25 protein-coding genes and 1 riboswitch are annotated in these 22,047 nt (G+C 74.9%); of the genes, 14 read left to right on the forward strand and 11 right to left on the reverse strand.

Annotated elements, in window-relative coordinates; translation table 11 throughout:
- The first annotated feature begins 53 nt into the window (after window positions 1-53).
- From CCO04_RS04995 to CCO04_RS05010, 4 genes are all read left to right on the forward strand, one after another.
- Window positions 54-662 (forward strand): N-acetyltransferase, encoded by a 609-nt coding sequence (locus CCO04_RS04995; RefSeq protein ID WP_215813020.1) that lies wholly within the window; start codon window positions 54-56, stop codon window positions 660-662.
- Window position 663: 1 nt separating this feature from the next.
- Window positions 664-1,545 (forward strand): PaaX family transcriptional regulator C-terminal domain-containing protein, encoded by an 882-nt coding sequence (locus tag CCO04_RS05000; protein ID WP_215813021.1) that lies wholly within the window; start codon window positions 664-666, stop codon window positions 1,543-1,545.
- A gap of 5 nt (window positions 1,546-1,550) precedes the next feature.
- Window positions 1,551-2,174 carry a TetR/AcrR family transcriptional regulator gene (locus CCO04_RS05005; protein WP_215813022.1) on the forward strand — a complete coding sequence of 208 codons (624 nt, stop codon included), beginning with the start codon at window positions 1,551-1,553 and terminating at the stop codon, window positions 2,172-2,174.
- A gap of 68 nt (window positions 2,175-2,242) precedes the next feature.
- On the forward strand, window positions 2,243-3,562 hold the full coding sequence (locus tag CCO04_RS05010; protein ID WP_308281129.1) for an NAD(P)/FAD-dependent oxidoreductase: 1,320 nt from the start codon (window positions 2,243-2,245) through the stop codon (window positions 3,560-3,562).
- Here CCO04_RS05010 and CCO04_RS05015 read toward each other — a convergent pair.
- From CCO04_RS05015 to CCO04_RS05025, 3 genes are read right to left on the reverse strand one after another with little or no spacing between them, the layout of a single operon-like run.
- Window positions 3,552-4,349 (reverse strand): endonuclease/exonuclease/phosphatase family protein, encoded by a 798-nt coding sequence (locus CCO04_RS05015; RefSeq protein WP_215813023.1) that lies wholly within the window; start codon window positions 4,347-4,349, stop codon window positions 3,552-3,554. The genes CCO04_RS05010 and CCO04_RS05015 overlap by 11 nt on opposite strands.
- A gap of 10 nt (window positions 4,350-4,359) precedes the next feature.
- Entirely contained in the window at window positions 4,360-5,016 is a 657-nt protein-coding gene (locus CCO04_RS05020; protein WP_215813024.1) for an enoyl-CoA hydratase-related protein, read from the reverse strand.
- A complete protein-coding gene (locus CCO04_RS05025) occupies window positions 5,013-5,657 on the reverse strand; it encodes a TetR/AcrR family transcriptional regulator (RefSeq protein ID WP_215813025.1) in 645 nt (214 codons plus the stop codon). Before CCO04_RS05025 ends, CCO04_RS05020 begins: the two co-directional genes overlap by 4 nt.
- A gap of 77 nt (window positions 5,658-5,734) precedes the next feature.
- On the opposite strand from CCO04_RS05025, the gene CCO04_RS05030 reads away from it, so the two are divergent.
- Window positions 5,735-6,286 carry a hypothetical protein gene (locus CCO04_RS05030; protein WP_215813026.1) on the forward strand — a complete coding sequence of 184 codons (552 nt, stop codon included), beginning with the start codon at window positions 5,735-5,737 and terminating at the stop codon, window positions 6,284-6,286.
- A 55-nt stretch (window positions 6,287-6,341) separates the two neighbouring features.
- Window positions 6,342-6,464: a hypothetical protein gene (locus CCO04_RS29115; RefSeq protein ID WP_256448406.1), complete on the forward strand. Its 123-nt coding sequence runs from the start codon at window positions 6,342-6,344 to the stop codon at window positions 6,462-6,464.
- 6 nt (window positions 6,465-6,470) lie between these two features.
- On the opposite strand, the gene CCO04_RS05035 is transcribed toward CCO04_RS29115, so the two are convergent.
- Window positions 6,471-6,725, reverse strand: coding sequence for a hypothetical protein (locus CCO04_RS05035; protein ID WP_215813027.1), 255 nt, complete (start codon window positions 6,723-6,725; stop codon window positions 6,471-6,473).
- Window positions 6,726-6,829: 104 nt separating this feature from the next.
- Here CCO04_RS05035 and CCO04_RS05040 point away from each other — a divergent pair, with 104 nt between their 5' ends.
- Entirely contained in the window at window positions 6,830-7,180 is a 351-nt protein-coding gene (locus CCO04_RS05040) for a GNAT family N-acetyltransferase (RefSeq protein WP_215813028.1), read from the forward strand.
- Here the strand turns inward: CCO04_RS05040 and CCO04_RS05045 are convergent.
- Window positions 7,177-7,635: a GNAT family N-acetyltransferase gene (locus tag CCO04_RS05045; RefSeq protein ID WP_308281130.1), complete on the reverse strand. Its 459-nt coding sequence runs from the start codon at window positions 7,633-7,635 to the stop codon at window positions 7,177-7,179. The two genes, CCO04_RS05040 and CCO04_RS05045, sit on opposite strands and share 4 nt — an antisense overlap.
- Window positions 7,636-7,678: 43 nt before the next feature.
- On the opposite strand from CCO04_RS05045, the gene CCO04_RS05050 reads away from it, so the two are divergent.
- From CCO04_RS05050 to CCO04_RS05060, 3 genes are all read left to right on the forward strand, one after another.
- The gene (locus CCO04_RS05050) at window positions 7,679-8,674 is read left to right on the forward strand and encodes a GlxA family transcriptional regulator (RefSeq protein WP_308281131.1); all 996 of its coding nucleotides are present in this window, start codon (window positions 7,679-7,681) and stop codon (window positions 8,672-8,674) included.
- A gap of 83 nt (window positions 8,675-8,757) precedes the next feature.
- Window positions 8,758-9,396: an HD domain-containing protein gene (locus tag CCO04_RS05055; protein WP_215813030.1), complete on the forward strand. Its 639-nt coding sequence runs from the start codon at window positions 8,758-8,760 to the stop codon at window positions 9,394-9,396.
- 288 nt (window positions 9,397-9,684) lie between these two features.
- Window positions 9,685-11,022 carry an MFS transporter gene (locus CCO04_RS05060; RefSeq protein ID WP_215813031.1) on the forward strand — a complete coding sequence of 446 codons (1,338 nt, stop codon included), beginning with the start codon at window positions 9,685-9,687 and terminating at the stop codon, window positions 11,020-11,022.
- Here CCO04_RS05060 and CCO04_RS05065 read toward each other — a convergent pair.
- Window positions 10,993-12,000 (reverse strand): AsnC family transcriptional regulator, encoded by a 1,008-nt coding sequence (locus CCO04_RS05065; RefSeq protein ID WP_215813032.1) that lies wholly within the window; start codon window positions 11,998-12,000, stop codon window positions 10,993-10,995. The genes CCO04_RS05060 and CCO04_RS05065 overlap by 30 nt on opposite strands.
- Window positions 12,001-12,088: 88 nt before the next feature.
- Here CCO04_RS05065 and CCO04_RS05070 point away from each other — a divergent pair, with 88 nt between their 5' ends.
- Both CCO04_RS05070 and CCO04_RS05075 read left to right on the forward strand, forming a co-directional pair.
- A complete protein-coding gene (locus CCO04_RS05070; protein ID WP_215813033.1) occupies window positions 12,089-13,540 on the forward strand; it encodes a M28 family peptidase in 1,452 nt (483 codons plus the stop codon).
- Complete coding sequence (locus tag CCO04_RS05075; RefSeq protein WP_215813034.1) at window positions 13,537-14,637, forward strand: lipase family protein; 1,101 nt, start codon at window positions 13,537-13,539, stop codon at window positions 14,635-14,637. Before CCO04_RS05070 ends, CCO04_RS05075 begins: the two co-directional genes overlap by 4 nt.
- Here the strand turns inward: CCO04_RS05075 and CCO04_RS05080 are convergent.
- Complete coding sequence (locus CCO04_RS05080) at window positions 14,615-15,427, reverse strand: DUF4262 domain-containing protein (protein ID WP_215813035.1); 813 nt, start codon at window positions 15,425-15,427, stop codon at window positions 14,615-14,617. The genes CCO04_RS05075 and CCO04_RS05080 overlap by 23 nt on opposite strands.
- Window positions 15,428-15,578: 151 nt before the next feature.
- Between CCO04_RS05080 and CCO04_RS05085 the strand changes: the two genes are divergently transcribed.
- Window positions 15,579-16,919 (forward strand): FAD-binding oxidoreductase, encoded by a 1,341-nt coding sequence (locus CCO04_RS05085; RefSeq protein ID WP_215813036.1) that lies wholly within the window; start codon window positions 15,579-15,581, stop codon window positions 16,917-16,919.
- Window positions 16,920-16,934: 15 nt separating this feature from the next.
- Complete coding sequence (locus CCO04_RS05090; protein ID WP_215813037.1) at window positions 16,935-17,288, forward strand: cupin domain-containing protein; 354 nt, start codon at window positions 16,935-16,937, stop codon at window positions 17,286-17,288.
- 463 nt (window positions 17,289-17,751) lie between these two features.
- On the opposite strand, the gene CCO04_RS05095 is transcribed toward CCO04_RS05090, so the two are convergent.
- From CCO04_RS05095 to CCO04_RS05110, 4 genes are all read right to left on the reverse strand, one after another.
- Window positions 17,752-19,473: a helicase gene (locus tag CCO04_RS05095; protein WP_308281132.1), complete on the reverse strand. Its 1,722-nt coding sequence runs from the start codon at window positions 19,471-19,473 to the stop codon at window positions 17,752-17,754.
- 9 nt (window positions 19,474-19,482) lie between these two features.
- A complete protein-coding gene (locus tag CCO04_RS05100) occupies window positions 19,483-20,046 on the reverse strand; it encodes a dihydrofolate reductase family protein (RefSeq protein ID WP_215813038.1) in 564 nt (187 codons plus the stop codon).
- 31 nt (window positions 20,047-20,077) lie between these two features.
- Window positions 20,078-20,923: an alpha/beta hydrolase gene (locus CCO04_RS05105; protein WP_215813039.1), complete on the reverse strand. Its 846-nt coding sequence runs from the start codon at window positions 20,921-20,923 to the stop codon at window positions 20,078-20,080.
- A gap of 66 nt (window positions 20,924-20,989) precedes the next feature.
- On the reverse strand, window positions 20,990-21,718 hold the full coding sequence (locus CCO04_RS05110; protein WP_215813040.1) for a helix-turn-helix transcriptional regulator: 729 nt from the start codon (window positions 21,716-21,718) through the stop codon (window positions 20,990-20,992).
- A 79-nt stretch (window positions 21,719-21,797) separates the two neighbouring features.
- A riboswitch (cobalamin riboswitch) is annotated at window positions 21,798-21,993 on the forward strand.
- Window positions 21,994-22,047 lie beyond the last annotated feature (54 nt).

Here is a 22,047-nt window from a genome sequence, read left to right on the forward strand (position 1 = left end):
AGATCTATCATGACGGAAACGGTCGTGGCGAAAACGAGCGAAAGGTGCGAGCCATGCGGGTGGTGCGAGGGGTGCCGGCGGGGTGCGAGGACGAGGTGGCTGCGCTCTACTGGGAGGCGTTCGGCCGCAAGCTTGGGGCCGCGCTCGGGCCGGCCGCTGCCGGCCGGGCCTTCCTGGCCGAGCACCTGAACCACGACCGCGGCATCGTCGTGCTCGGCGACGACGGCCGCGCGGTGCTGGGGGTCGCGGGCTACCGGCTCGGCGGGCGGGCGCTGCTCGGCGGCACCGCCGGCGACGTGCTCGCCCGGTACGGCCGGGTCCGCGGGCTGCCGCGGGTGGCGCTGCTCGCGATCCTGGAGCGCACCGCGGCCCGCGGCGAGCTGGTGATGGACGGGATCTGCGTGGCGCCGCAGGCCCGGGGCGGCGGGATCGGCGGCCGGCTCCTCGACGAGGTCGCCGCGGTGGCGACCGAGGAGGGTTGCCGCCGGATCCGGCTCGACGTCATCGACGTCAACCCGCGGGCGCGGGCGCTCTACGAGCGCAACGGGTTCACGGCGGTGCGGACCCACCGGACGCCGTACTTGCGCGCCATGATGGGCTTCGGAGCGGTGACGACGATGCACCGGGCGATGGGGGCGCCGACCGAGCGAAGGGGAGCGTGAGATGAACGGGCCGATCCCGACCCGGCTGCTGGTGCACGCCTTGGTCCGCGAGGACGGAGTCGTCGACGCAGGGGAGCTGTACGACGTCGCCGGGCTGCTCGGCATGACCGACCAGCAGGTGCGGCTGTGCCTCAAGCGGCTCGTCGCCGAGGGCCGCTTCGCCCACGAGGGCCGCGGCCGCAAAGCCGTGCTGACCGCGCTGGCCGACCCCGGTCATCCCACGGGCGCGCTCGCGCCGGACGCCGACCACGTCCGCTACGCCTATCGCCAGGACGACGGCCTGGAGCCGTGGTCCGGCACCTGGCACCTCTTCGGCTTCGCCGTCCCCGAGTCGCGCCGGGCGGCCCGCGACGGGCTGCGCGAGACGCTGGTCCACCTCGGCGCCGCGCCGCTGCCGGGCGGGATGTACGTCGCGGCCAACGCCATCGGCGACCTGGTCGAGGCCCGGGCCCGCCACCTCGGCGTCGAGGACGCGCTCAGCGTGCTGTCCACGCGCGACCTGCGGGTCGGCACGACCGACGAGCCCCGGCGGCTCGCCGCCCTGCTCTGGCCGCTCGACGAGATCGCCGCCCGCCACCGCGAGCTCGCCGCGCTCGCCCGGGCCGGCGCCGACCGCGTCGCCGGTGGCGAGGTGGTGACCGCGGCGGAGCGGACCCGGCTGGCCGTCGAGCTGGCCGCCGAGTTCGGCCGCGCGCTGACCCCTGACCCGCTGCTCCCGCCCGAGCTGCTGCCGCAGCCGTGGCCGGGCGCCGAGGCCCGCCGGCTGGCCCGCGAGTGCTGGGCGGCGCTGCGGGCGCTGCCGCCCGCGCCGGGTGAGTCCGGGTCGCCCTTGCGGCTCTTCCGGCTCTACAGTGATTCGGACGAGCGTCCGAATGTACGCTGAAGGGCATGGCCTACCTGAAGCCGGCAGAGCGTGAGGACCAGATCGTCGCGGCCGCCATCGGCGTGCTCAGCGAGGTCGGCGTGCCGGCGACGACGCTGCGTGCGGTCGCCGCGGCGGCCGACGTCCCGCTCGGGACGCTCCACTACGTCTTCCCGAGCAAGGACCAGCTGCTCCGGTCGGTGATCGCGACCGTGGTCGACCAGACCGCCGAGCTGATCCGGGCCGGTCTCGAGGTCGACCAGGGCGTCGAGAAGGTGGTCCGCCAGGGGCTCACGAGCTTCTGGGACTCGCTCGTCGACGGCGGCGTCGGACTGCAGCTCATGCAGTACGAGCTGCTGTCGTACTCCCTGCGCACCGAGGGGTCGGGTGGCCTGGCCCGGCTGCAGTTCGAGCGCTACAGCGCCCTCGTCACGGAGTTCTGCGAGGAGGCGGCGGCCCAGGCGGGGGAGCGCTGCGCCGTCGGGTACGACGCCCTCGGCCGGCTCGCGCTCGCGGCCATCGACGGCCTGGTCCTCCAGTACGCCGCGGTGCCCGACCCCGAGCGCTCGCGGCGCGACCTCGGCCACGCGATCGAGATGCTTCTGCTCTACGCGGACCCGCAGCCGGTCGCGCGCAAGCGCCGCCGCTGACCCCTTGCGGAATCGCCGCTCATCAGTTCTCATTTGTCGGACGGTTGTCCGACTTTGAGGAGAATGCGGTGGCGGAGCAGAACCCCGAGCGGGTCGAGACCACGGTGGCCGTGGTCGGTGCGGGCATGTCGGGGCTGATCACGGCCCGGGAGCTGACCCGGCGCGGCGTCGAGGTCCTGGTGCTGGAGGCGAACGACCGGCCGGGCGGCCGGATGCTGGCGGAGACGTCGGTGCTCGGCTCCCGGCTCGACCTCGGCGGTCAGTGGCTGGGGCACGGGCACCGCCGGTTCGCGGCGCTCGCGGCCGAGCTCGACGCTCCCACGTTCCGGATGCGCACGCCCCGGCAGCCGGGGCTCGTCGACGGCGCGAGCACGATCGGGATGGCCCACCCGGCCGCGCTGACGGCCCTCGCGGTCCTCGCCCGCTGGGCGCTCGCCGCACGCACCGGCGCCCCCGGGCGCTGGGAGCGGCGCACGCTGGACGAGGTGATCGCCCGGGTGCCCGGCGATCAGGCCCGGCGCATCCTCGAGGTCACCGCCGGGGTCGCGACGACGGCCGACCTCGACCGGCTCACCGCGCACGCGATGGCGTCGACGGCCCAGGTCCAGGGCGGCCTGGTCGCGATGCTCCGCACCCGCGGCGGGGCCCAGGACAGCCTGCTCGTCGACGGCGCCGGGGTCCTCGTGGAGCGGATCGCGGCCGAGCTCGGCCCCCGGCTGCACACCGGCCGCGGGGTGACCGCGATCGAGCGCGATGCCGAGGGCGTCACGCTGCGCACGGCCGGTGGTGACGTCCGAGCGGCCAAGGCCGTGGTGACCGTGCCGCCGCCCACGGCCGCGCGGATCGCGCACCACCCGCCGCTGCCGGCCTGGCGCAGCGCGGCGGAGGAGGCGTCGTACCTGGGGACGGTGTACAAGGCGATCGCCGTCTACGAGCGGCCGTTCTGGCGCGACGCGGGGCACGAGGCCGAGGTGCTGCTGCTGGGTCAGCCGGGGGGAGCGTGCTTCGACACCTCACCGCCTGACGGTCCCGGGCACCTGTGCTTCCTCGTGGCCGGTCCGGACGCCCGGGCGCTCGACGACCTCGACCCGGCCGGACGCCGTACCGCGCTGCTGGGGCAGCTCGCGCCCCACCTCGGCGCCGCCGTCCTCGAGCCCGCGGGCTGGCACGAGAAGGCGTGGCACCGCGACGAGCACGTCGGCGGCGGGTACGTCGCGCTGCCGCTGCCCGGCAGCCGGGCCGGCTACCTGCCGCTGCCCTCGACGCCCGACGGGCACCTGCACTGGGCCGGCACCGAGACCGCGAGCGACCACCCCGGCTACATCGAGGGCGCGATCGAGTCGGGGGAGCGGGTCGCGCGCGAGGTCGCGGCGGCGCTCAGAGGGTGAGCGCGAGGATCCGGTGGTCGGAGACCTCCGGGGCCTCCAGGACGGCGAAGTCCGCGACCGCACCGGGGTCCGAGACGAGCAGGTAGCCCGCGTGCCGCACCGGCTTGGGGTACGCCGCGGTCCGGGTGTCCGCCGTGCCGACGAGGTCGGTGAGACCCACCTCGCGGAGCACGCCGAACGTCGCGCTGCCGGGCAGCAGGTTGAGGTCGCCGGCGACGACCACGAGGTCGCCGTCCGCGCGGGTCGCCTCGACGAACGCCGCCAGCCGCTCGGCCTGCGCCTGCCGGGCCGGGGTGTCGCCCTTGCCCGCGCTGTCGCGCAGCCCGTGGAGCTGGACGACGCACACGGTCCGCCCGGTCACCACCGGGTCGGCGACCCGCAGCCCCTGCACGGCGCGCGGGCGCTCGCTGACCTCCCACTCGTCGTGGTCGGTGAAGGCGCCGTGCACGAAGCCCTCGGCGGTGCCGAGCACCGGCACCTGCGGCGCGACGAAGGTGCCGAGCCCGAAGTCCTGGTGGTGGCGCCGGCCCTCGGGGTCGGTGACCGGGCCGGCGTCGCTGGCGACGAAGAGCGCCGTGTGGCCGGGCAGCAGGGCGCGCACGTCGTCGTACAGGTTGGCGCGCTGGGGGAGCGAGCGGTCGGCGTCCTCGAACGACGTCCACCCGCCCAGGTCCGCGGTCCGGGTGACCTCCTGGAGGCACACGACGTCAGCCTTGCTCTCCGGCAGCCACGCCGCCAGGTCGTCGTAGCGGGCACCGCCCCAGGCGTTGACCGAGACGATGCGCATGGGGTCTCTCCTACGGCTGCTCGTGGCGCAGGGCGCGCGCGGCGTCGGCGTACATCGTCGCCTTGATGGCGCCGAGTGTAGGGGCGTCCTTGCCGGCCAGCGGCGCGACCCTCGCGACGGCGTCGGCGAGGAGCCGGTCCTCGGTCGCCGTCGCGTCGACCAGTCCGGCGGCCTCGGCCTCCGCGCCGCCGTACCGGTGGCCGGTCGCCATTGCGTCGAGCGCCGCGCGGGGCGTCAGCTTGGCCTGGATGAGCGCCGCCATGCCCGGCGTGAACGGGATCCGGATGTCGACCTCGGGGAAGCAGAAGTACCCGCGGTCGGCCCGCATCACCCGCCAGTCGTGGGCCATCGCCAGCATCGCGCCGGCCCCGAAGGCGTGCCCGTTGACCGCGGCCACCGTCGGCACCGGCAGCGTCAGGAACCGCGCCAGCAGCACCTCGACCCGCGCCGAGTAGGGCCCCAGCTCGTCGGGGTTCGCGAGCACCCAGTCGAGGTCGAGGCCGTTGGAGAAGAACTTGCCCTCCGCGACCGTCACCAGCGGCGCCGGCGCCGCCACGACCTGGTCGAGCGCCTCCTCGATCGTGGTGAGCAGGTCGGCGGTGAAGCGGTTCTCGGTCGTGCCGAGGCGCAGGACGTGGACGCCGTCGTGCTGGGTCAGGCTGGTCATCGGTGGGTGCTCCTCGATCGGTGGGACGGTCGGTGGGTGGGTGGGTCCAGGGGCTCGGCGAGGATCGCCCGGACGGCGGCCTCGATCCGGCGCTCGGAAGCGGCGTCCACGGCGCGGCCCTCGATGAGCGCGCGCCGCAGGATGCCGCCGGGCACGTCGACGACGCACGCCGCGACGGCCTCGACGGCGTACCGGTCGCGGCGGTCCCAGACGCCCCGGGCCAGCGTCGTCAGCAGGCCGGTGAACCGCCGGCGGTCGGCGGCGAGGGCGTCGGTGAGCGCGACCGGGAGGTCGGCGGTGAAGAGCTGGTCGCTGCGCTGGGCGAAGAACAGCTGGGCGCTCGCCGGGTGCTCCCGGGTGAACGTGACCGGCGCCAGCGCCGCCGCGACGACGGCCTCGGCCCCCGCAGTACTGCTCCCGGCCGCCGCGACGAGCAGCGTCCCGAGCCGCTCGGACGCACGCAGCCACAGCCGCGCCAGCAGCTCCTCGCGGGACCCGAACGCGTGGTAGATCGTCCCGTTGGACGCCCCCGCACTCGTTGCGAGCGCCCGCAGGGTCAGGCCCGCCGGGTCGCCGGAGGTGACCAGCTGCTCCGCGACGTCGAGCAGGTCCTCGACGGGGTGGAGGCGCTGGCGGGGCATGGGGCCACCATAGTGGAACGGTTGCTCTAGAACGAGAAGCGCTGCCCCTGCCCGACCAGCTCCCCTACATTGGCCGCGTGAACCACCTGGGGCGTATCTCCGGGGCGCGCGCGATCGCGCCCGTTCTCGTGCTGCTGCTCGTGACCGGTGCTCTGGCCGTGGCGGCCGCCCCCGCGCGAGCAGAGCCCGCGGGGACGACCGAGTGCGAGCCGTCCGCCCGGGTCACTGCGGTGGAGGGCGCCGAGGGGTTCGCCACCCTCGTGGTGCAGGGGATCCGGTACCAGGTGCGCAAGGCCGGCCGGGTGTTCAAGGTCCGCGCGACCGCGACGGTCGGGATCTCGGCGAGGGCCTGGTTCGACGTCACCGGGACCATCGATCGCTGCACCGACGGGGTGTCGTCGCCGGAGGTGGTCGCCACGAGGACGGAGCAGGCGACCATGCGCACGCTGCGCCTGACCGCCGTGGCCAAGCACCGCAAGAAGGCGGCTGCCATCGAGTCCGCCCGCAAGGGGGCCAAGCGCGCGGTCCGCCGTGACAGCTGGGACCTGGTGTTCGTCGAGCTCGACGCGGCAGCTCGCGCCCAAGCGCCGGCCGAGCTGTCGAAGCTCCTCGTCGTCGAGCCGACCTAGGCGGAGACGCTCGCGCCTCCGCCGTCGTACCGTCGCGGCGGCCTAGCCTGGACCGGTGGCCGACCTGACCGAACCCTGTCCCGCCTGCGGCACGATGATGCGCTGGGAGACCTCCCACGAGCGCTGCGACGGCTGCGGCTACATCCGGCCGTGCTGCGAGGGCGCGCCCTGCAACTAGCGGGCGCTAGTGGCGGCCGAGGCCGCGGTAGAGCCGCAGCTCGCCCTGGAGCCGCTGCGGCAGCGGGGCGCCGGATCGCTCGATCGTGGCGGCGTAGCCCTCGAGGGCGGCGATCAGGAGCTCCCGCAGGGGTTCGATGTCCTGCCGGGCGCCGCGCCGGCGGGCGTCCTCGAGCCGCTCGCGGGCCGCGCTGACCTCCTGCTGGCAGGCCGCGAGCAGCGCACGGTCGTCGCGCTGGTCCTGTCGTTCCGCTTCCGGCATCTGCTCGCTCCGAGCCGCGCCCGCCCAGGCCGGCACGGGGTGTGCTGGCGTGACAGACGAGACGTGGCTCACTCTACGCCGCCGCGGGCCGTGACCTCGGTGGAATGCTGGTCCGCGTGCTCCTGGTACGCCGTCTCGAACGCCCCGACTGGGCCTGGGTGCAGGCGTGGTTCGCGGACGAGGTGCTCGACCGCGAGCTCGGCCCGCTCGACACCGACTGGCTCGACCACGTGCTCGCCGACGTGCTCGCCGACCCGGCCGTCGACCCGGCCCGGCGCCGTACGGGCGTGGGGGCGGAGGCTCTCACGGCGGTCACCGCGTGGCCCGGGCACCCGCCTGCCGAGGGATGGATCGCGTTCGTCGACCCGGACAACGCCCCGGCGTTCGCCTTCTTCGCCGCGCTCGGGTGGGCCCACGAGGGTCTCGACGACGCGATGCACCGCTTCCGGCGCTAGGCCGCCCGGCGCAGGTGCACGATCGGGTAGGGCCGCCCGTCGCCGTCGACCGGGCTGCGTCCGGACTCCCGGAAGCCGTGCGCCTCGTAGAACCCGCGGGCGCCGGCGTTCTGCTCGTTGACGTCGACCCGCGTGACGCCGTACCGGCGGACCACCTCGGCCAGCAGCGCCGTACCGACGCCGCTGCCGCGCGCGTCGTCCGCGACGAACAGCATCTCCAGGCCGTCCTCGGCGACGCCCGCGAACCCGACCGCCCGCCCGTCCCGCTCGGCCACCACCAGCGTCACCGCGGGGAAGTAGTCGGACGCCAGCGCGCCCTCGATCCGGGCGAAGTCCTCCTCGGCCAGGAAGTCGTGCGTCGCCCGCACCGCGCTGCGCCAGATGTCCACCAGCACGGGGTGCTCGGCGGGGCCGTGGGCCGGGCGGATCGTCAGCTCGCGGGCGGTGCTGGTCACCGAGCCAACCTAGTGCGCTCGCCCGCGGCCTAGGGTGGCGGGCGTGAGCCGCGTCGTGTTCCTGGTGTTCGACGGCGTCAAGTGGCTCGACGTCGCCGGCCCGGCCGAGGTGTTCGCGGAGGCCGAGCGGTTCGGTGCGGCCTACCGCCTCGACTACGTCTCGCCCGGCGGTACGCCGGTCACCACCTCCGCCGGCGCCCTCCTGCCGGTGTCCGGCCGGCCCGCCGACCTGGCCGACCTGCCCGGCCCGATCGACACGGTCGTCGTCTGCGGCGGCGACGTCCTGGTCGAGCGCGCGATCCCGGCGGAGCTGCTCGCCGCCGCCGCGGAGCTCGGGGCCCGGGCCCGTCGCTTGGTGTCGATCTGCACCGGATCGTTCGTGCTCGCCGCCGCGGGTGCGCTCGACGGCCGCCGCGCGACCACGCACTGGCGGCACGCGGGCCTGCTCGCGCGGTCCTACCCGGACGTCGACGTGGTGCCGGACGCGCTCTTCGTCGAGGACGACGGCGTCTTCACGTCGGCCGGCGTCTCCGCCGGCATCGACCTCGCGCTCGCCCTCGTCGAGCAGGACCACGGTGTCGAGGTCGCCCGGGCGGTCGCCCGCAGCCTCGTCGTGTTCCTCCAGCGGCCCGGCGGCCAGTCGCAGTTCTCGGCACCGATGGAGCTCCGGCCGCCGCGCGCGCCCGCAGTCCGGGCGGCCGTCGACGCGGTCACCGCCGATCCGGGCGGAGAGCACACGACGGCCCGGCTGGCGGCGCTGGTCGGCGTGAGCCCGCGCCACCTGTCCCGGCTGTTCGCCGCGGAGGTCGGCACCACCCCCGCTCGGTACGTCGAGCAGGTCCGCCTCGACCTCGCCCGGGCCCTGATCGACACCGGCCACGGTGTCGCCCAGGCCGCGCGGGCCGCGGGCTTCGGCAGCGCCGAGACGCTGCGGCGCACCTTCGTCGCGCGGCTGGGGGTCTCGCCCAGCCAGTACCGCCACCGGTTCGCCACCGCCACACCGCTGGTGCCGGGCCGCATGTCCGGATCCGAGGGCTAGCCGTCCGTCGCTGCCCTGGGGGAGCCGGGTCGCGCGCCCGAGAGTGGAACGCGTCCACCCGCACCCCTCCCGGAGGTCCTCCCGTGCCCGACACCATCGCCGGCATCACCGTCCCCGACACCACGCTCGTCCGCGAGGCGACCGCCCTCGTGCGCGCCGCCACCGACGACGACCTGTTCCACCACTCCTGCCGCGTTTTCCTCTGGGGTGCGCTCAAGGCGCGCCACCGCGGTCTCGACGTCGACCTCGAGCTCGCGTACGTCGGCGGGCTCTTCCACGACCTCGGCCTCACCCCGGCGTACGCCGCGAGCACCGGTCGCTTCGAGGTCGACGGCGCCGAGGCGGCCCGCCGCTTCCTGCTCGACCACGGCCGCTCGGCCGCCGAGGCCCGCGACGTCTGGCTCGCCATCGCCCTGCACACCACGCCCGAGGTCCCGCTGCACCTGGCGCCCGAGGTCGCCGTGGTCACCCTGGGCGTCGAGACCGACGTCCTCGGCCTCGACCTGCACGAGATCAGCGAGGAGGACCGCGCCGAGGTCGTCGCCGCGCACCCGCGCCCGGACTTCAAGAACCGCATCCTCCGCGCCTTCCGCGACGGCATGGCCCACCGCCCCGCCAGCACCTTCGGCACGATGAACGACGACGTCCTCGCCCACTTCGACCCGTCGTTCGAGCGGACCGACTTCGTCGACATCATCCGGGCCGGCGCCTGGCCCGAGTGACCTGAGTGAGTCGTTCCGCGTCCTCCGCCGATCGCCGGACAACCAGCGGCACGAAGGGTAGCCTCGCCTTACCGGCGGGGCTACCCGGGGTGCGGCGTTCGAGGATGCGTCCGCCCCCGTGCTCGCCGGAGGGTGCGGCCTCATGCCCCCACGCTGGGGCCGCACCCGCTCCCGACCGACCGCGTGATCTCGTCGGCCCGCCGTGAGCGGTGCGCCGTCCTCGGTGCCTCCCGATGACGGAATCCTGCATTCACGGGCGCTCTGCCGATCGTCCTCTACGTTCGGCCCATGGTTGAGGAGCTGCCCGCGCGCATCCGGCGGGGCTACGCGCTCGGCGGCGTCGCCACCGGGGTCTACGGCACGGTCCCGTCGCTGCTGCTCATGCCCTACCTGACCGAGGAGCTCGGCGTCGGGGCGCTCCTCGCGGGGCTCATCGTGTTCGCGCCCAAGGCGTGGGACTTCGTCTGCAACCCGCTCGCCGGCCGGATCAGCGACCGGGTACGCCGCCGCGACCGCCGCCGCCCCTTCCTCCTCGTGGCCGGCCCGGTCATGGGGCTGGGCCTGGCGTTCATCTTCACCGGGCCGAGCACGCCCTTCCTGCTCGCGCTGGCCTGGGTGCTCGTCGCCAACCTGGTCGCCGCGACGGCGTACGCCTTCTTCCAGGTGCCCTACCTCGCGATGTCCGCGGAGGTGACCGGCGACTACGGCGTGCGCACCCAGATGATGGCCTGGCGGGTCGGTGTGGTGACCTCGGCGATCGCCGTCTCCGGCGTGATCGCGCCCTGGCTGGCGACCACCGCGGGCGGCTACCGGGCGATGGGCGCGGTGGCCGGACTGGTCATCGTCGCCGGCTCGCTCGCGGTCTGGTGGTGCACCCGGGGCGCGCCCGTGGTCCGTGCCGAGCCCGCCGGGGGAGGCCTGCGCGACCAGCTGCGCGTCGTCCTCGGCAACGCCCACGCGCGTCCGCTCGTCATCGCGCTCGTGCTGCAGGCCGCCGGTACGAGCATGCTGCTCGCCGCCGTCGCCTACGCCGCCCGGGTGCTGCTCGGCGACGCGACCACCGGCAGCTACCTGTTCGCCGCGTTCGTGCTGCCCGGCGTGCTCTCCGCGCCGCTGTGGGCCTGGCTGGGCCGGCGCAACGGCAAGAAGGGCGGCTACCTGATCGCCACCGCCGTCCTCGGCTGCGGCCTGGTCGCGATGGTCGGCGCGTGGAGCGGCAGCCTCGCGTGGTGCGTGGTGTGGGCTGCCGTCACCGGAGCCGGGTACGCCGGGATCCAGGTCTTCCCGCTCGCCATGCTCCCCGACGTCGCCGCCCACGACGCCCGCACCACCGGGCACAACCGGATCGGCCTCTTCTCCGGCGTCTGGGCCGGCTGCGAGCTGCTCGGCTTCGCGCTCGGGCCGGGGCTGCTCGGCGTGGTGCTCGCCCTCGGCGGCTACGAGGGCGGCCTCGACGCCTACGACGACGGCGCGCGGCTCGCGGTCCTCGCCGGTACGTCGCTCGTGCCCGCGGCGCTCGTGCTGCTCAGCCTGCCGGCGATCCGCGCCTACCGCCTGGACCAGGCGCTGCGCACGACTCCGCCGGTGTCGCCGGAGTCACCCGTCGAGAGCGCGGCGTCCCACTGAGTCGAGGACCTGTCCCTGGCGCTTGACCGGACGCAGCACCGTCAGCCGGCCGCGGACCCGCCAGCCGGGCGCCGGTGCGGCGAGCTCGGCCTCGATCGCCGGCAGGTGCGCGAGTGAGGTCAGCCGGACCCCCAGGGTGAGGTTGCCGGCGCCGACCGTCTGGACGCAGCGGTGGACCGGCCCCGCCGCCGCGAGCGCCCGGCCCGCGCGGACCGGGTCGTCCACCTCGACCTCGAGCAGCGCGCCGCGGCCCAGGCCCGCAGCGGGGCTCGCCAGGTCGCAGCCCAGCTGGATCGCCCCCGAGCGCAGCGCCCGGTCGAGCCCGCGGCGCACCGTCGGCTCGGAGCCGCCGACGCGGGTCGCGAGCTCATGCCCGCTCAGCCGGGCGTCGTCCCCGAGGGCCGCGAGGAGCTCGTCGACCAGGTCGGCGCGGGGTGGTGCGGGCGCGGGCTGGTCGGTGCGCGGCAGCAGCGCCTGCCGCTGGGAGGGCGAGCAGATGCCGAGCCGCCAGCCGGCGTCCTCGGCGTACACGTCGGCGACGACGCGGCGCTCGACCACCTCGCCCCCGCACCGCGCGGCCAGCTCGTCGACGCGGGCGTCGACCTCGGCCAGTCCGGAGCCGAGGACGACGACGCCGAGGTCCGCCGTACCGGCGAGGAGGTCGACAGTGTGCGCCCACTCCGGCGCCGCGGCCCGCTCGGCCGCCTCGGCGGCGGTGCCGGGCGGGCAGCGCAGCAGCACCAGCGTCGCGTCCAGGTACGGCGTGAGCCGCGCCGCCGACGGCCGCACCACCCACCACGCCAGCCGCTCCTCGTGCAGCCGCCGCCAGCGGCGCGCGGCGGTCGCCGCGTCGATGTCGAGGACCGTGGCGACCGTCGTCCACGGCGCCCGGGGGTTCACCTGGAGCGCGTCGATCAGGGCGAGGTCGATCTCCGGCAGGATCTCGAGCTGACGGATCTCGTCATCGGCAGGCGTCATGTGACCAGTCTCCCGCACAAGTGGTCGGCAGGTTGTCGGTTCCCGGCGTCTGAGGCTGCCGAGGTGACGGCTTCCCTAGGGTCGCACCATGAGCCAGAGCACCGGTGACGTGGCCACGACCGACGAGCTGATGGCCACCATCGAGGACCTGGTGGCCATGGCCCCCCGCGCGACCGGGACGCCCGGCGGCGACAAGGCGGCCGCGTACGTCGAGGACCGCTTCCGCCAGGCCGGCCTCGACGAGGTCTGGGTCGAGGAGACCGACTCCTTCGCCTGGGAGCCGCGCCTGGCCACGGTGCACGTCGACGGGGTCGAGGTCCCGTGCGCGCCGATCCGGCACTGCGCCCTGCCCGGTCACGAGCACGTCGGCACGCTGGGCACGGGCCCCGACGGGACCGACGCCGAGGTCGTGGACATCGGGGCCGGCAAGGTCGGCGACCACGACGTCGCCGGGCGGATCGTGCTCTTCGACCTGACCTTCGACATGCCGCAGTGGGCGGTGCTGCCGCTGAGCGAGTACGTCCACGACCCCGGTCGCCGGATGCTCAACCGCGAGACGCTCGCGACCCGCAACCCCTACATCACCTCGCTGACCCGGGTGCTGCGTGACGCCGCGGCGGCCGGAGCGGTGGGGGTGATCGGCGTGCTGCGGGACTACCCGGAGTCGCTCAGCTACCACAACGAGTACTACCGGCGGACCCTGCTCACCCTGCCCGGCGTCTGGATCACCCGGAGCTCCGGCGCGGTGCTGCGGGCCCGGCTGCGCACCGGGTCGCGCGCCCGGCTGCGGCTGGTCGCGGAGCGCCGGCGGGTGACCGCGCGCACCGTCGTCGGCGTCCTGCGGGGCGCCTCGGCGGAGACCGTGATGGTCCAGTCGCACCATGACTCGATCGGCCCGGGTGCGGTGGAGGACGCGAGCGGTACGGCGGAGGTCATCGCCCTCGCCGAGCACGCCGTCGCGCGCACCCGGGCCGGTCGGCCCTGGCACAAGACGCTGATGTTCGTGACCTTCGACAGCCACTTCACCGGCTACCAGGCGCACCGCGCGTTCGCCCGCCGCTACACGATCGACCCCGACAGCCCGTACCCGCTCGCGCTCAACCTCACCGTCGAGCACGTCGGCCTGCGCGCTCGCGCGGGCGCCGACGGCGGCTTCGAGACCCTGGACCAGAGCGAGCCCCGCGCGGTCTTCGAGAACGTCTCGCTGCCGATGAAGCTCGCCGTCGTCCGGGCGATCCGCCGGCACGGGCTCGGGTCGACGTCGATGCTCAACGCGAGCCTGCTGGAGTTCGCCCTGGACGGCATGCCCACGGACGCCTCCTTCACCTTCACCGCGGGCGTCCCGACGATCAGCCTCGTGTCCGGCCCGCTCTACCTGTACGACGACGCCGACACCGTCGACAAGATCGACGTCGACCAGCTGGTCCCGGTCGCCAACGCCTTCGCCGACCTGATGGCGGCCGCCGACGAGCGCCCGGCCGGCCGGCTCGGCCTGATCCCGCGCGCGATCCGCCGCCGGCTGCCGCGGGGGCGCTGGTGAGCGCGCCGGCGATCGTCCAGCGCGAGCAGGCGCGGGGACTCGCGGCGCTCGACGCGGCGGGGGAGTCGTGGCGCGTGGCGTACACCTCGACGTCGGTCACCGGTGCCCCCGCCGAGCTCACCGGCCTCGTCCACCTGCCGCCGGGTACGCCGCCCGCCGGGGGCTGGCCGGTCGTCACCTACGGCCACATGACCTCCGGCGGGAGCGACCGCTCCGCCCCCAGCCTGGCGGCGGCCGGCAGCCCCGAGGTGCGCCGGATGACGCAGGGCGACCACTTCGTCGCGCACCTGCTGGGCTCCGGCGTGGCCGTGCTCCAGCCCGACTACGAGGGCCTCGGCAGCCCCGGCCCGCACCCGTACCTGATCGGCCCCGCGCTCGCGACGTCCGTGCGCGACCTCCTGGTGGCCGCACGCTCCTCGGTCTCGTTCGCCCTCGCCGACCGCTGGGTGGCGGCCGGGCACTCGGAGGGCGCCGTCGCCGCCCTCCACGCGGCCTCCGCCGGACCGGTCGACGGCACGACCCTCGCCGGCTGCGCCGTCTTCGCCCCGGTCACCCGCATGGACCAGACGATCGGCCTCTCGCTGCGCTGGCCGCTCACCCCACCCGGCTTCGGCGTCGTCCCGGCCCTGATCGCCCTGATGATCAGCGGCGCCGCCACCGCCGACCCGTCGCTCGCCGCCCTGGTCGACTCCGACGGCCTGAGCCCCCGCGCCCGCTCGCTCTGGCCGCAGCTCGACGAGCTCACCCTCACCGAGCTCGCCCGCCGGGACTCCTTCGGGGGGTTGGCGCCGCGGGCGCTCCTCGGGGCGCGCGGCGGCGCCGTACGGTCGCGGTTGCTGGCGTCCCTGCGCGCCCACGACGTCGCCCACCTCCCGCTGCCCCCGGGCCTTCCGGTCCGCATCGACGCCGCCACCGTCGACGAGGTCGCACCCTTCTGGCTGACCCGCTCGCTCGTCGGCCGCTACCGGGCCGCGGGCGTCGACGTCGCGCCGTCGTGGTGGCGGACCGGGCACTCCGGCGTCCTCGCGGCGCAGCGGGCGCCGAAGCCGGCGGCGGAGTGGGTGGTCCGGCAGCTCAGCGCGTCAGCGGGGCGGTGACCCAGGGGGCGTCCGGACCGGTCCGCGACGCGTCCTCGTCCCGTCCCAGGTTGCTCAGCTCGCGGAGGCTCGGCGCCGAGCGGACCAGGTGGGCGAGGTGCACGACGCGCATGTCGCCGGTCTCGTGACCTGAGGCTCCGCAGTGGACGCTCCAGTCCTCACCGCGGACCTCGTCCGACTCGCGGGCGGCCCAGAGGACCACGTCGCCGTCGTCGACGATGTGGGTGCACGAGAACGCCAGCTGGTCCGGCGGGACGGGGAAGTCCCACGTCGGAGCCACGGCCAGGCCACCGGCATGAACGATCGGCACCCGCCACGCGCGCGGCTGGCGCTCGTCGAGGACGGACGGCGCACCGGGCTGCCACGCGAACACGCCGCTCGTGTCGGGCCAGACGAGCGCCGATGCCTCCGGCTTGCGGCGGTGGAACCAGCCGGACCAGGACACGGTCTCGCGGAGCGCGTCGTCGGCGACCTGCTCGACAGCGACGGGAACGCCGCCCAGGACGTTCTCGATCGCGTCCCCGGGGGCGAGACGGCGGCCGTCCATGATCCGCTGGGCGAGGTGGTTGAGCGAGCGGTGCATCAGGTCGTGGTCGAGACCGGACATCAGCAGCTCCGGGTGGCCGCACCGGTGCCCCAGACCCACGGTGTACGCGAACGCCGGCCCGGAGTCGTCCCCGGCGATGAGCAGCACCTGCCACCCGTGCTCGAGGACGGTGTCGATGACCCGGCGGTCCCACTCGCCGTACGACGCGTCGGGACGGCACAGGTGGCAGTCGCAGTCCGGCACCGCTCCTCCTCATCGGTCTCATCGGTCGGGGTCCTGTTGTACCGCGGTTCTGTCGCCCTGCGCAGGCCGATCGCTTTCCCCAGTCCACGGGATGCCCACCGCCGCCGTGCCGAGGAACGTGGGGGACCGGGGAGGCAGTCTGGAGGTCGGCATGACGACGTGGTGCGGGCCAGGCGAGCCCGGGTACGACGAGCAGCGTGCGCTGTTCAACGCGATGATCGACAAGCGGCCGCGGGTGATCGCGGCCTGCACCGGCCCCGCTGACGTCAAGGAGGCGCTCGACCGCGCCGCCCGGGACGGCCTCGCGGTCGCCGTACGCTCGGGCGGGCACTCGGTGGCCGGGCAGTCCAGCAATGACGACGGTCTGGTGGTCGACGTACGGCCGATCAAGGGCGTGGAGATCGACGTGGCGGCCCGGCGGGCGCGGGTCGGCGGCGGCTGCACGTGGGCCGAGTTCGATGCCGCGGCCCAGGAGCACGGGCTGGCGACGACCGGTGGTCGGGTGTCGACGACCGGGGTGGCGGGACTGACGCTCGGGGGCGGCTCCGGTTGGCTGGAGCGCCAGCACGGGCTCAGCTGCGACAACCTGGTGGCGGTCGAGCTGGTCACCGCCGACGGCCGCGAGGTGCGCGCCGACGAGCACCAGCACCAGGACCTGCTCTGGGCGAGCAAGGGCGGCGGCGGCAACTTCGGCGTCGTCACGGCCCTGGAGTTCCGGCTGCACCCGGTCGGCCCGATGATCATCGGCGGGCTGATGGCCTGGCCGCTCGCCCGTGGTGCCGAGGTGGCGCTGGCCTTCCGGGACTGGGCGGACGATGCTCCTGACGAGCTCGGCTCGGGCCTGGTCGTCCTCAGTGGTCCGCCCGAGGACTTCATCCCGCCGCACCTGCAGGGCCAACCGCTGATCGGGGTCGCGGTCTGCTGGAACGGCGACCACGCCACGGGCCAGGAGCTCGTCCAGGTCATGCGCGACCTGTCGCCGGAGGTCGACCTGGTCGGCCCGATGCCGTACGCCCAGCTGCAGTCGATGATCGACGACCCGCCGGGCTTCCGGCAGTACTGGAGTGCCGACTACCACGACGACTTCCCGGACGCCGCCCTCGACGTCTTCCTCGACGCCGGCGCCCGCCGTCCCTCGCCGATCACCCAGCACCTCCTCCTCCCGTGGGGCGGCGCCGTCGCCCGCATCGACGCGGACTCCACCCCGCTCAGCCAGCGCTCCGCCCGCTGGGTCAGCCATCCCTTCGCGACCTGGGACGACGCCGCGGACGACGCCGCCAACATCGCCTGGGTCCGCGACTACCGCCGCGCCAACGCGCCCTTCACCACCGGCGGCGTCTACCTCAACTTCATCGGCGACGAGGGCGACGAGCGCATCAAGGCGGCCTTCGGCCCGGACAAGTACGAGCGCCTGACCTGGATCAAGGCCGAGTACGACCCGGACAACGTCTTCGCCGGCAACCAGAACATCCGCCCCCGCGCCACCGTCTGAGCAGAGGAGAGGCTCATGTCCGACAAGCAGAACATCGACACCCCGCACGAGCGCCGCGCCTTCCAGGACCACGGCCACATGGACGTCGTGACCCTCGGCGCCTTCACCCTCGGCCGCGGCACCTTCGAGCCCGGCTGGCGCTGGTCGAACGACGTCAAGCCGATCGCCGGCACCGACTCCTGCCAGGTCCATCACACCGGTATCTGCGTCTCCGGGAGGATGACGATCAAGCCGGACGACGGCGCCGAGCTCGACATCGGGCCGGGCGACGTCATCGACCTCGATCCGGGCCACGACGCCTGGACGGTCGGCGACGAGGCCTGCGTCATCCTCGACACCGGCGTGGCGGCGTACGCGAAGCCGGGGTGAGGCTGGTCCATCAGTCCCACCAGACCGTCGGGTCGCGCCACCAGGAGCCGAAGCCGCTGGCCACGACGGCCCGGTGGGACAGGATGCGCTCGTCCTGCTGGGCGACCGCTCGGCGCAGGAACCGCCGTTGCGTCCGAGGGGTGACTGCAGGAGCCGCTCGATCTGCTCGCGGACCGTTGCCGGGTCCGGGCAGCACCCGTCGATCCAGCAGGAGGTCTCGGCGGGCCGAGCAGCCCACGCCGCGGGTCGCCGCGAGACGCGCTGCCAGGCGGACAGCCAGGAAAGCGTCTCGCCGGGCCAGAGGCCGCGCTCGCACTCCCACCTGCGGAGCGCGGCGGCGACGTCCGCCGGAAGCGGGTACGGGGCCTGCGCTCGGCCGCGGGAGTCGTAGGTTGCCGTCCGGCGGACGGCGCCGGGGCTACGCCGCGGCATCTCCGATCTGGGGAGTCGTCATCCGGCGATGCTACTGCGATTCCTCGGTCAGCGTCGCGGCCGGGAGCCACGCCGCCCCGAGGAGCTCGGCGACGTCGGTGAGCCCGGTGGTGTCGCTGCCCACCGTGTCGGACGCCGCCGCGATCCGCTCCACCATGACCTTGCCGACCTGCTCCTCGACGGTGCCCTCGGCGTACGCGATGTGCCACGGCGAGACCTGGTGGTCGCGGTGGGTGCGGCCGGTCACCTGGCGTCCCGCGATGCCCGAGAACCGGGCCTGGTGGAAGACACCGACCCGCGGCTCGGTGCTCGCCTGGCGGCCGTCGGCGAGGGTCTCGCCCGCGTGCAGGCTGATCGACGCGACGGTGGTGAACACGCAGACCTTCGCCGCGCCGGTCTGGAACCGCAGGCGCTCGGCCTCGGCGTCGAACCGGCCGCGGCCGTAGATGCTGGCGACCTCGATGCCGGCGTCGCGCAGCCGGTCGGCGATCGGGTCGGCGGCGGTCGCGACGAACTCGACGGAGCACGCGACCTGGCGCTCGGCCTGGACCTGCTGGGCGATCCAGTCCACCGTCGAGTCGACGCGGATCAGACCGGCCTTCTGGCGGAACCGCAGCAGCGCCGCGCGGCCCTTGGCGACATTGCGGCCGCGCCGGGCGACGTCCATCTCGCGGCAGAACTCGCCCCACTCCGCCTCGTACGCCGCCCGCTCCGCCGGGGTCAGCGCCACCGGCATGCCCGAGATCGGCACCGGACCCCACGGTGCCGCGCGGTGCAGCATCGCCGGCGGCCGTTCCCCGTCGAGCCAGCCGCGCACCAGCTTGAGGTCCGCGGCCCGGCGGGTCGGGTCGGTGGTCCACGTCGCGCCGTAGCGGCCCTGGTCCACCCCGACGCCGTGGCGCTCCAGCGCCGCGGCGAACGTGGCGCCGGGCTGGGTGGCTGTCGTCCACTCCTTCATCGACTCGCCGAGCGCCTGCGCGTACGCCGGGGCGAGGTAGGGGAGCTCGAGCGGCGTGTGCCCGGGCGTCGCGGTCGTCGCGATGACGAACGGCGCCTTGTCGTGCGGCTTGCCGTGCCCCGAGATCCGCGCCCAGAGCTTCCACCGCTTCGTCGTCGTCCGTCGCAGCGCGTGGGCCTCGTCCGCGATGATCACGTCCCAGGTGTGGTCCTTGACCTTCTCCAGGCGGTCCCAGGTGATCACGACCCACTCGAGACCGTCGCCACCGAGCGCCGTGATCGTGCGGCACCAGTGGCCGATCGTGATCGCGGCGGGCCGGTCGGCCACGACGAGCACCCGCCGCGCGCCGCGCAGGTCGCCGACCGCCACCGCCCCGAGGACGGCCGAGATCGTCTTGCCCACGCCGGGCTCGTCGGCCAGCAGGAACAGCCGCCCACCTGCCTCGGCGCGCGCCGCGATCGCGTCGGCGGCCTCGAACTGGATCCGCCGCGGCTCCAGCGCCTCGGTCGGCTCGGGGTCAGGGGTGCGGTGGTCGGGGTTGAGGTTGTTCTCGATGAAGCGGCCCAGCGTGTAGGGGCCGGGCGCGTAGGGCTCCAGGTGCGCGGGGAGTGCGCGGCCGACGTACAGGTGGGTCTTGACGGCGGAGTGCCAGGTGGCGCCGTCGACCTGCGTCCCGTAGGGGACGTCGAGCACCCACAGCCGCTCGCCCGGGCCGACGAACGGCAGGGGCCGCGTCTCGCCCTTCCGCGGGGACGCACGACGCCGGCGCGTGCTGGAACGACGGGAGCTGGCCACCCCCGGACGCTATCGGGGGCGTGCCCGGTAGCGCAGGGCGACCGCCCCCGACCGGAACCCGTGCCGGTCGACGAGCCCGAGCTCGACGCGTTCGCGCAGGCCGGCCATCAGCGTCGGCCCGTGCCCCGCGAGGACCGGCTGGACGACGAAGACGTACTCGTCGATCAGCCCCAGGTCCGCCAGCGCCAGGGGGAGCGTCACGCCGCCCACGAACACGCCGGCGCCGGGCTCGTCCTTGAGCCGGCGTACGGCCTGCTCGAGGTCGCCCCGGACCAGCTCGGCGTTCCAGTCGACGCTGCTCAGCGTGCTCGACACGACGTGCTTCGGCGCCCGGTCGATCGCCTCGGCGAACGGGGTCTCCGACGCGCCCATCCAGTCGGGCCACACGCCGCTCTCGGGCCGGCGCCACGCGGCCTCCATCATCGTGTAGGTCACCCGGCCGAACAGCAGCGTGTCGGCCCGCTCCATCTCGTCGGTCCAGAAGCGCATCGACTCCTCGTCGGGCGGGATCCCGGCCTCGTGGTGGCAGCAGCCGTCGAGGGTCACGTTGATCGCGTACCGCAGTGGTCTCATGGGGCAATTGGACTCCTGCCGGCGCTGCTTCTCATCGCTCGGCGAGCGTCTGGTCGATCCAGGCGACGACCTCGGCGAGGACGTCGGGCCCCTCGCGCTCGTCCTCCAGCCCGTGGAAGCCGCCCGGCCAGGTCCGCAGCGTCGCGGACGGCACGAGGCCGGCCACCTCGCGGCTGGCGGCGATCGGGTTGATCAGGTCGGCGTCCCCGTGCACCACGAGCAGCGGTACGGCGACCCGCGCCGCCGCCGTCGGCACCCGCTCCATCTGCGCCAGGACGTCGATCGCGAAGCGCGCGGTCGCCCGCCCGTGGACCAGGGGGTCGGCGTACCGCTCGGCGACGACATCGGGATCCCGGTTGATCCGCTCGAACCGCAGCCCGTTGCGCACCGTCAGGCCCGGAAGAGCACGCCCGAGCGTCCGGACCACCGCCACCTTGAGCCGCTGCCTCCGCAGCTCCGAGTCGAACGCGGGTCCGGTCACGACCACCGCGGCCAGGTCCGCCGCCGGCCGGTCCGCGGCGTAGAGGAAGGCGTAGAGCCCGCCCAGGCTGTGGCCGTAGAGCACGACGGGCGCGCCGCCGGTCCGCTCCCGCTCGCGCGCGACGAGGTGGTCGACGGCCCGTGCTGTCGGGGGATAGCGGACGTCGCCGCGACGCCCCTCGGAGCGCCCGAAGCCCTCGTGGTCGAGGGCGAGCACCGCGAACCCGGCGTGGGTGAGGAGGCGGGCGGTGCCGTCGTACCGGGCGGCGTGCTCGCCGAGGCCGTGCAGGACGACGACGCTGGCGCGCGGTGGTCCGCTCGGCGTCCAGCGGACGGTGGCGAGCCGGGGCCCGTCGTCGTCGAGCGTGAAGGAGTCGAAGGTAGGGAAGTCGGTCACGAGCAGGTCCTCTCGGGTCGCCCCGAGCCTCGCCGCTCCGCGCGGGTCCACGATTGGACGAACCTGCTAGCTCGCCACGATCTCCCAGCGGATCGCGCCGAACGCGGTCGGCGGACCCCCGAACGTCCGGTGGCAGGTGCGCGTCAGGTGCGAGCTGTCGGTGAAGCCGGCCAGGTGCGCCGCCTCGGTGAGCGAGCGCCCCTCGGCGACCGCCGCGGTCGCCCGCAGCAGCCGGAGCCAGCGGACGTACGCCCGGAAGGTGATGCCGAGGTCGTCGGCGAAGAGGTGGGACAGCCGGCTCTCGGACAGGTGGACGGCCGCGGCGACGTCCCGGAGCCGGACCGGCCGCTGGTCCAGGTCGTCGCGGAGCACGGCGAGGGCGGCGGCCACGCCCGGGTGACGCGACTGCGGTTCCAGCCCTCCCGGGACCTGGAGGCGCCCGTCCGCCCACGCGCGGTGCCCGTTCGTCAGACGCTGCCCGGCACGGTGCCACGCGCCCGCATCGCCCGGATCGTCGACCAGCCCGGCCAGCTCGGCGCCCAGCGCCGACGCGGGCTCGACGTGCGCCACCACGCCCCACGCCCCGTCGGCGTGGAACGCGTGCGTCTGGTCGGCCGGGACGATCGCCGCGTCCGTACGCCGCTCCCGGCCGTCGCCGTCCTCGATCACGAACGAGCCCTGGTGGGCGATCGCCACCTGGACGGAGTGGTGCGCGTGCCGCGGCAGGCTGCCCAGGGGGCCCTCGATCTCGAGCAGGCCGGGACGCAGGCGGCCGTCACCGGACCACTGGGGCATCGGCACTCCTCGAGCTGCGGGCGGCGCGGTCAGTGTGCCACGGGCCGCTCGGCTCAGGGGACGCTCCGGGGTGGCCGATGAGCGCTGCTACGCTGCCGGTGCCAGTCAAGCCACCACGGCCAGGGAATCCGGTGCGAATCCGGAGCTGACGCGCAGCGGTGAGGGTGACGGGCGGAGCAGCACCTCGTGCAGCCACTGGACCGAGCATGGTCCGGGAAGGCGTTCCGCCTGCTTGATCCCGAGTCCGAAGACCTGCTGGCTTCCGCGGGCCGTCCTGATCCGCGCGAACCCGATGGACAGGCCCCGCGACCCGGGTCTGCGGATGACGA

This window comes from Pimelobacter sp. 30-1 (assembly GCF_018831735.1).
In the GTDB taxonomy this organism is placed as follows: domain Bacteria; phylum Actinomycetota; class Actinomycetes; order Propionibacteriales; family Nocardioidaceae; genus Nocardioides.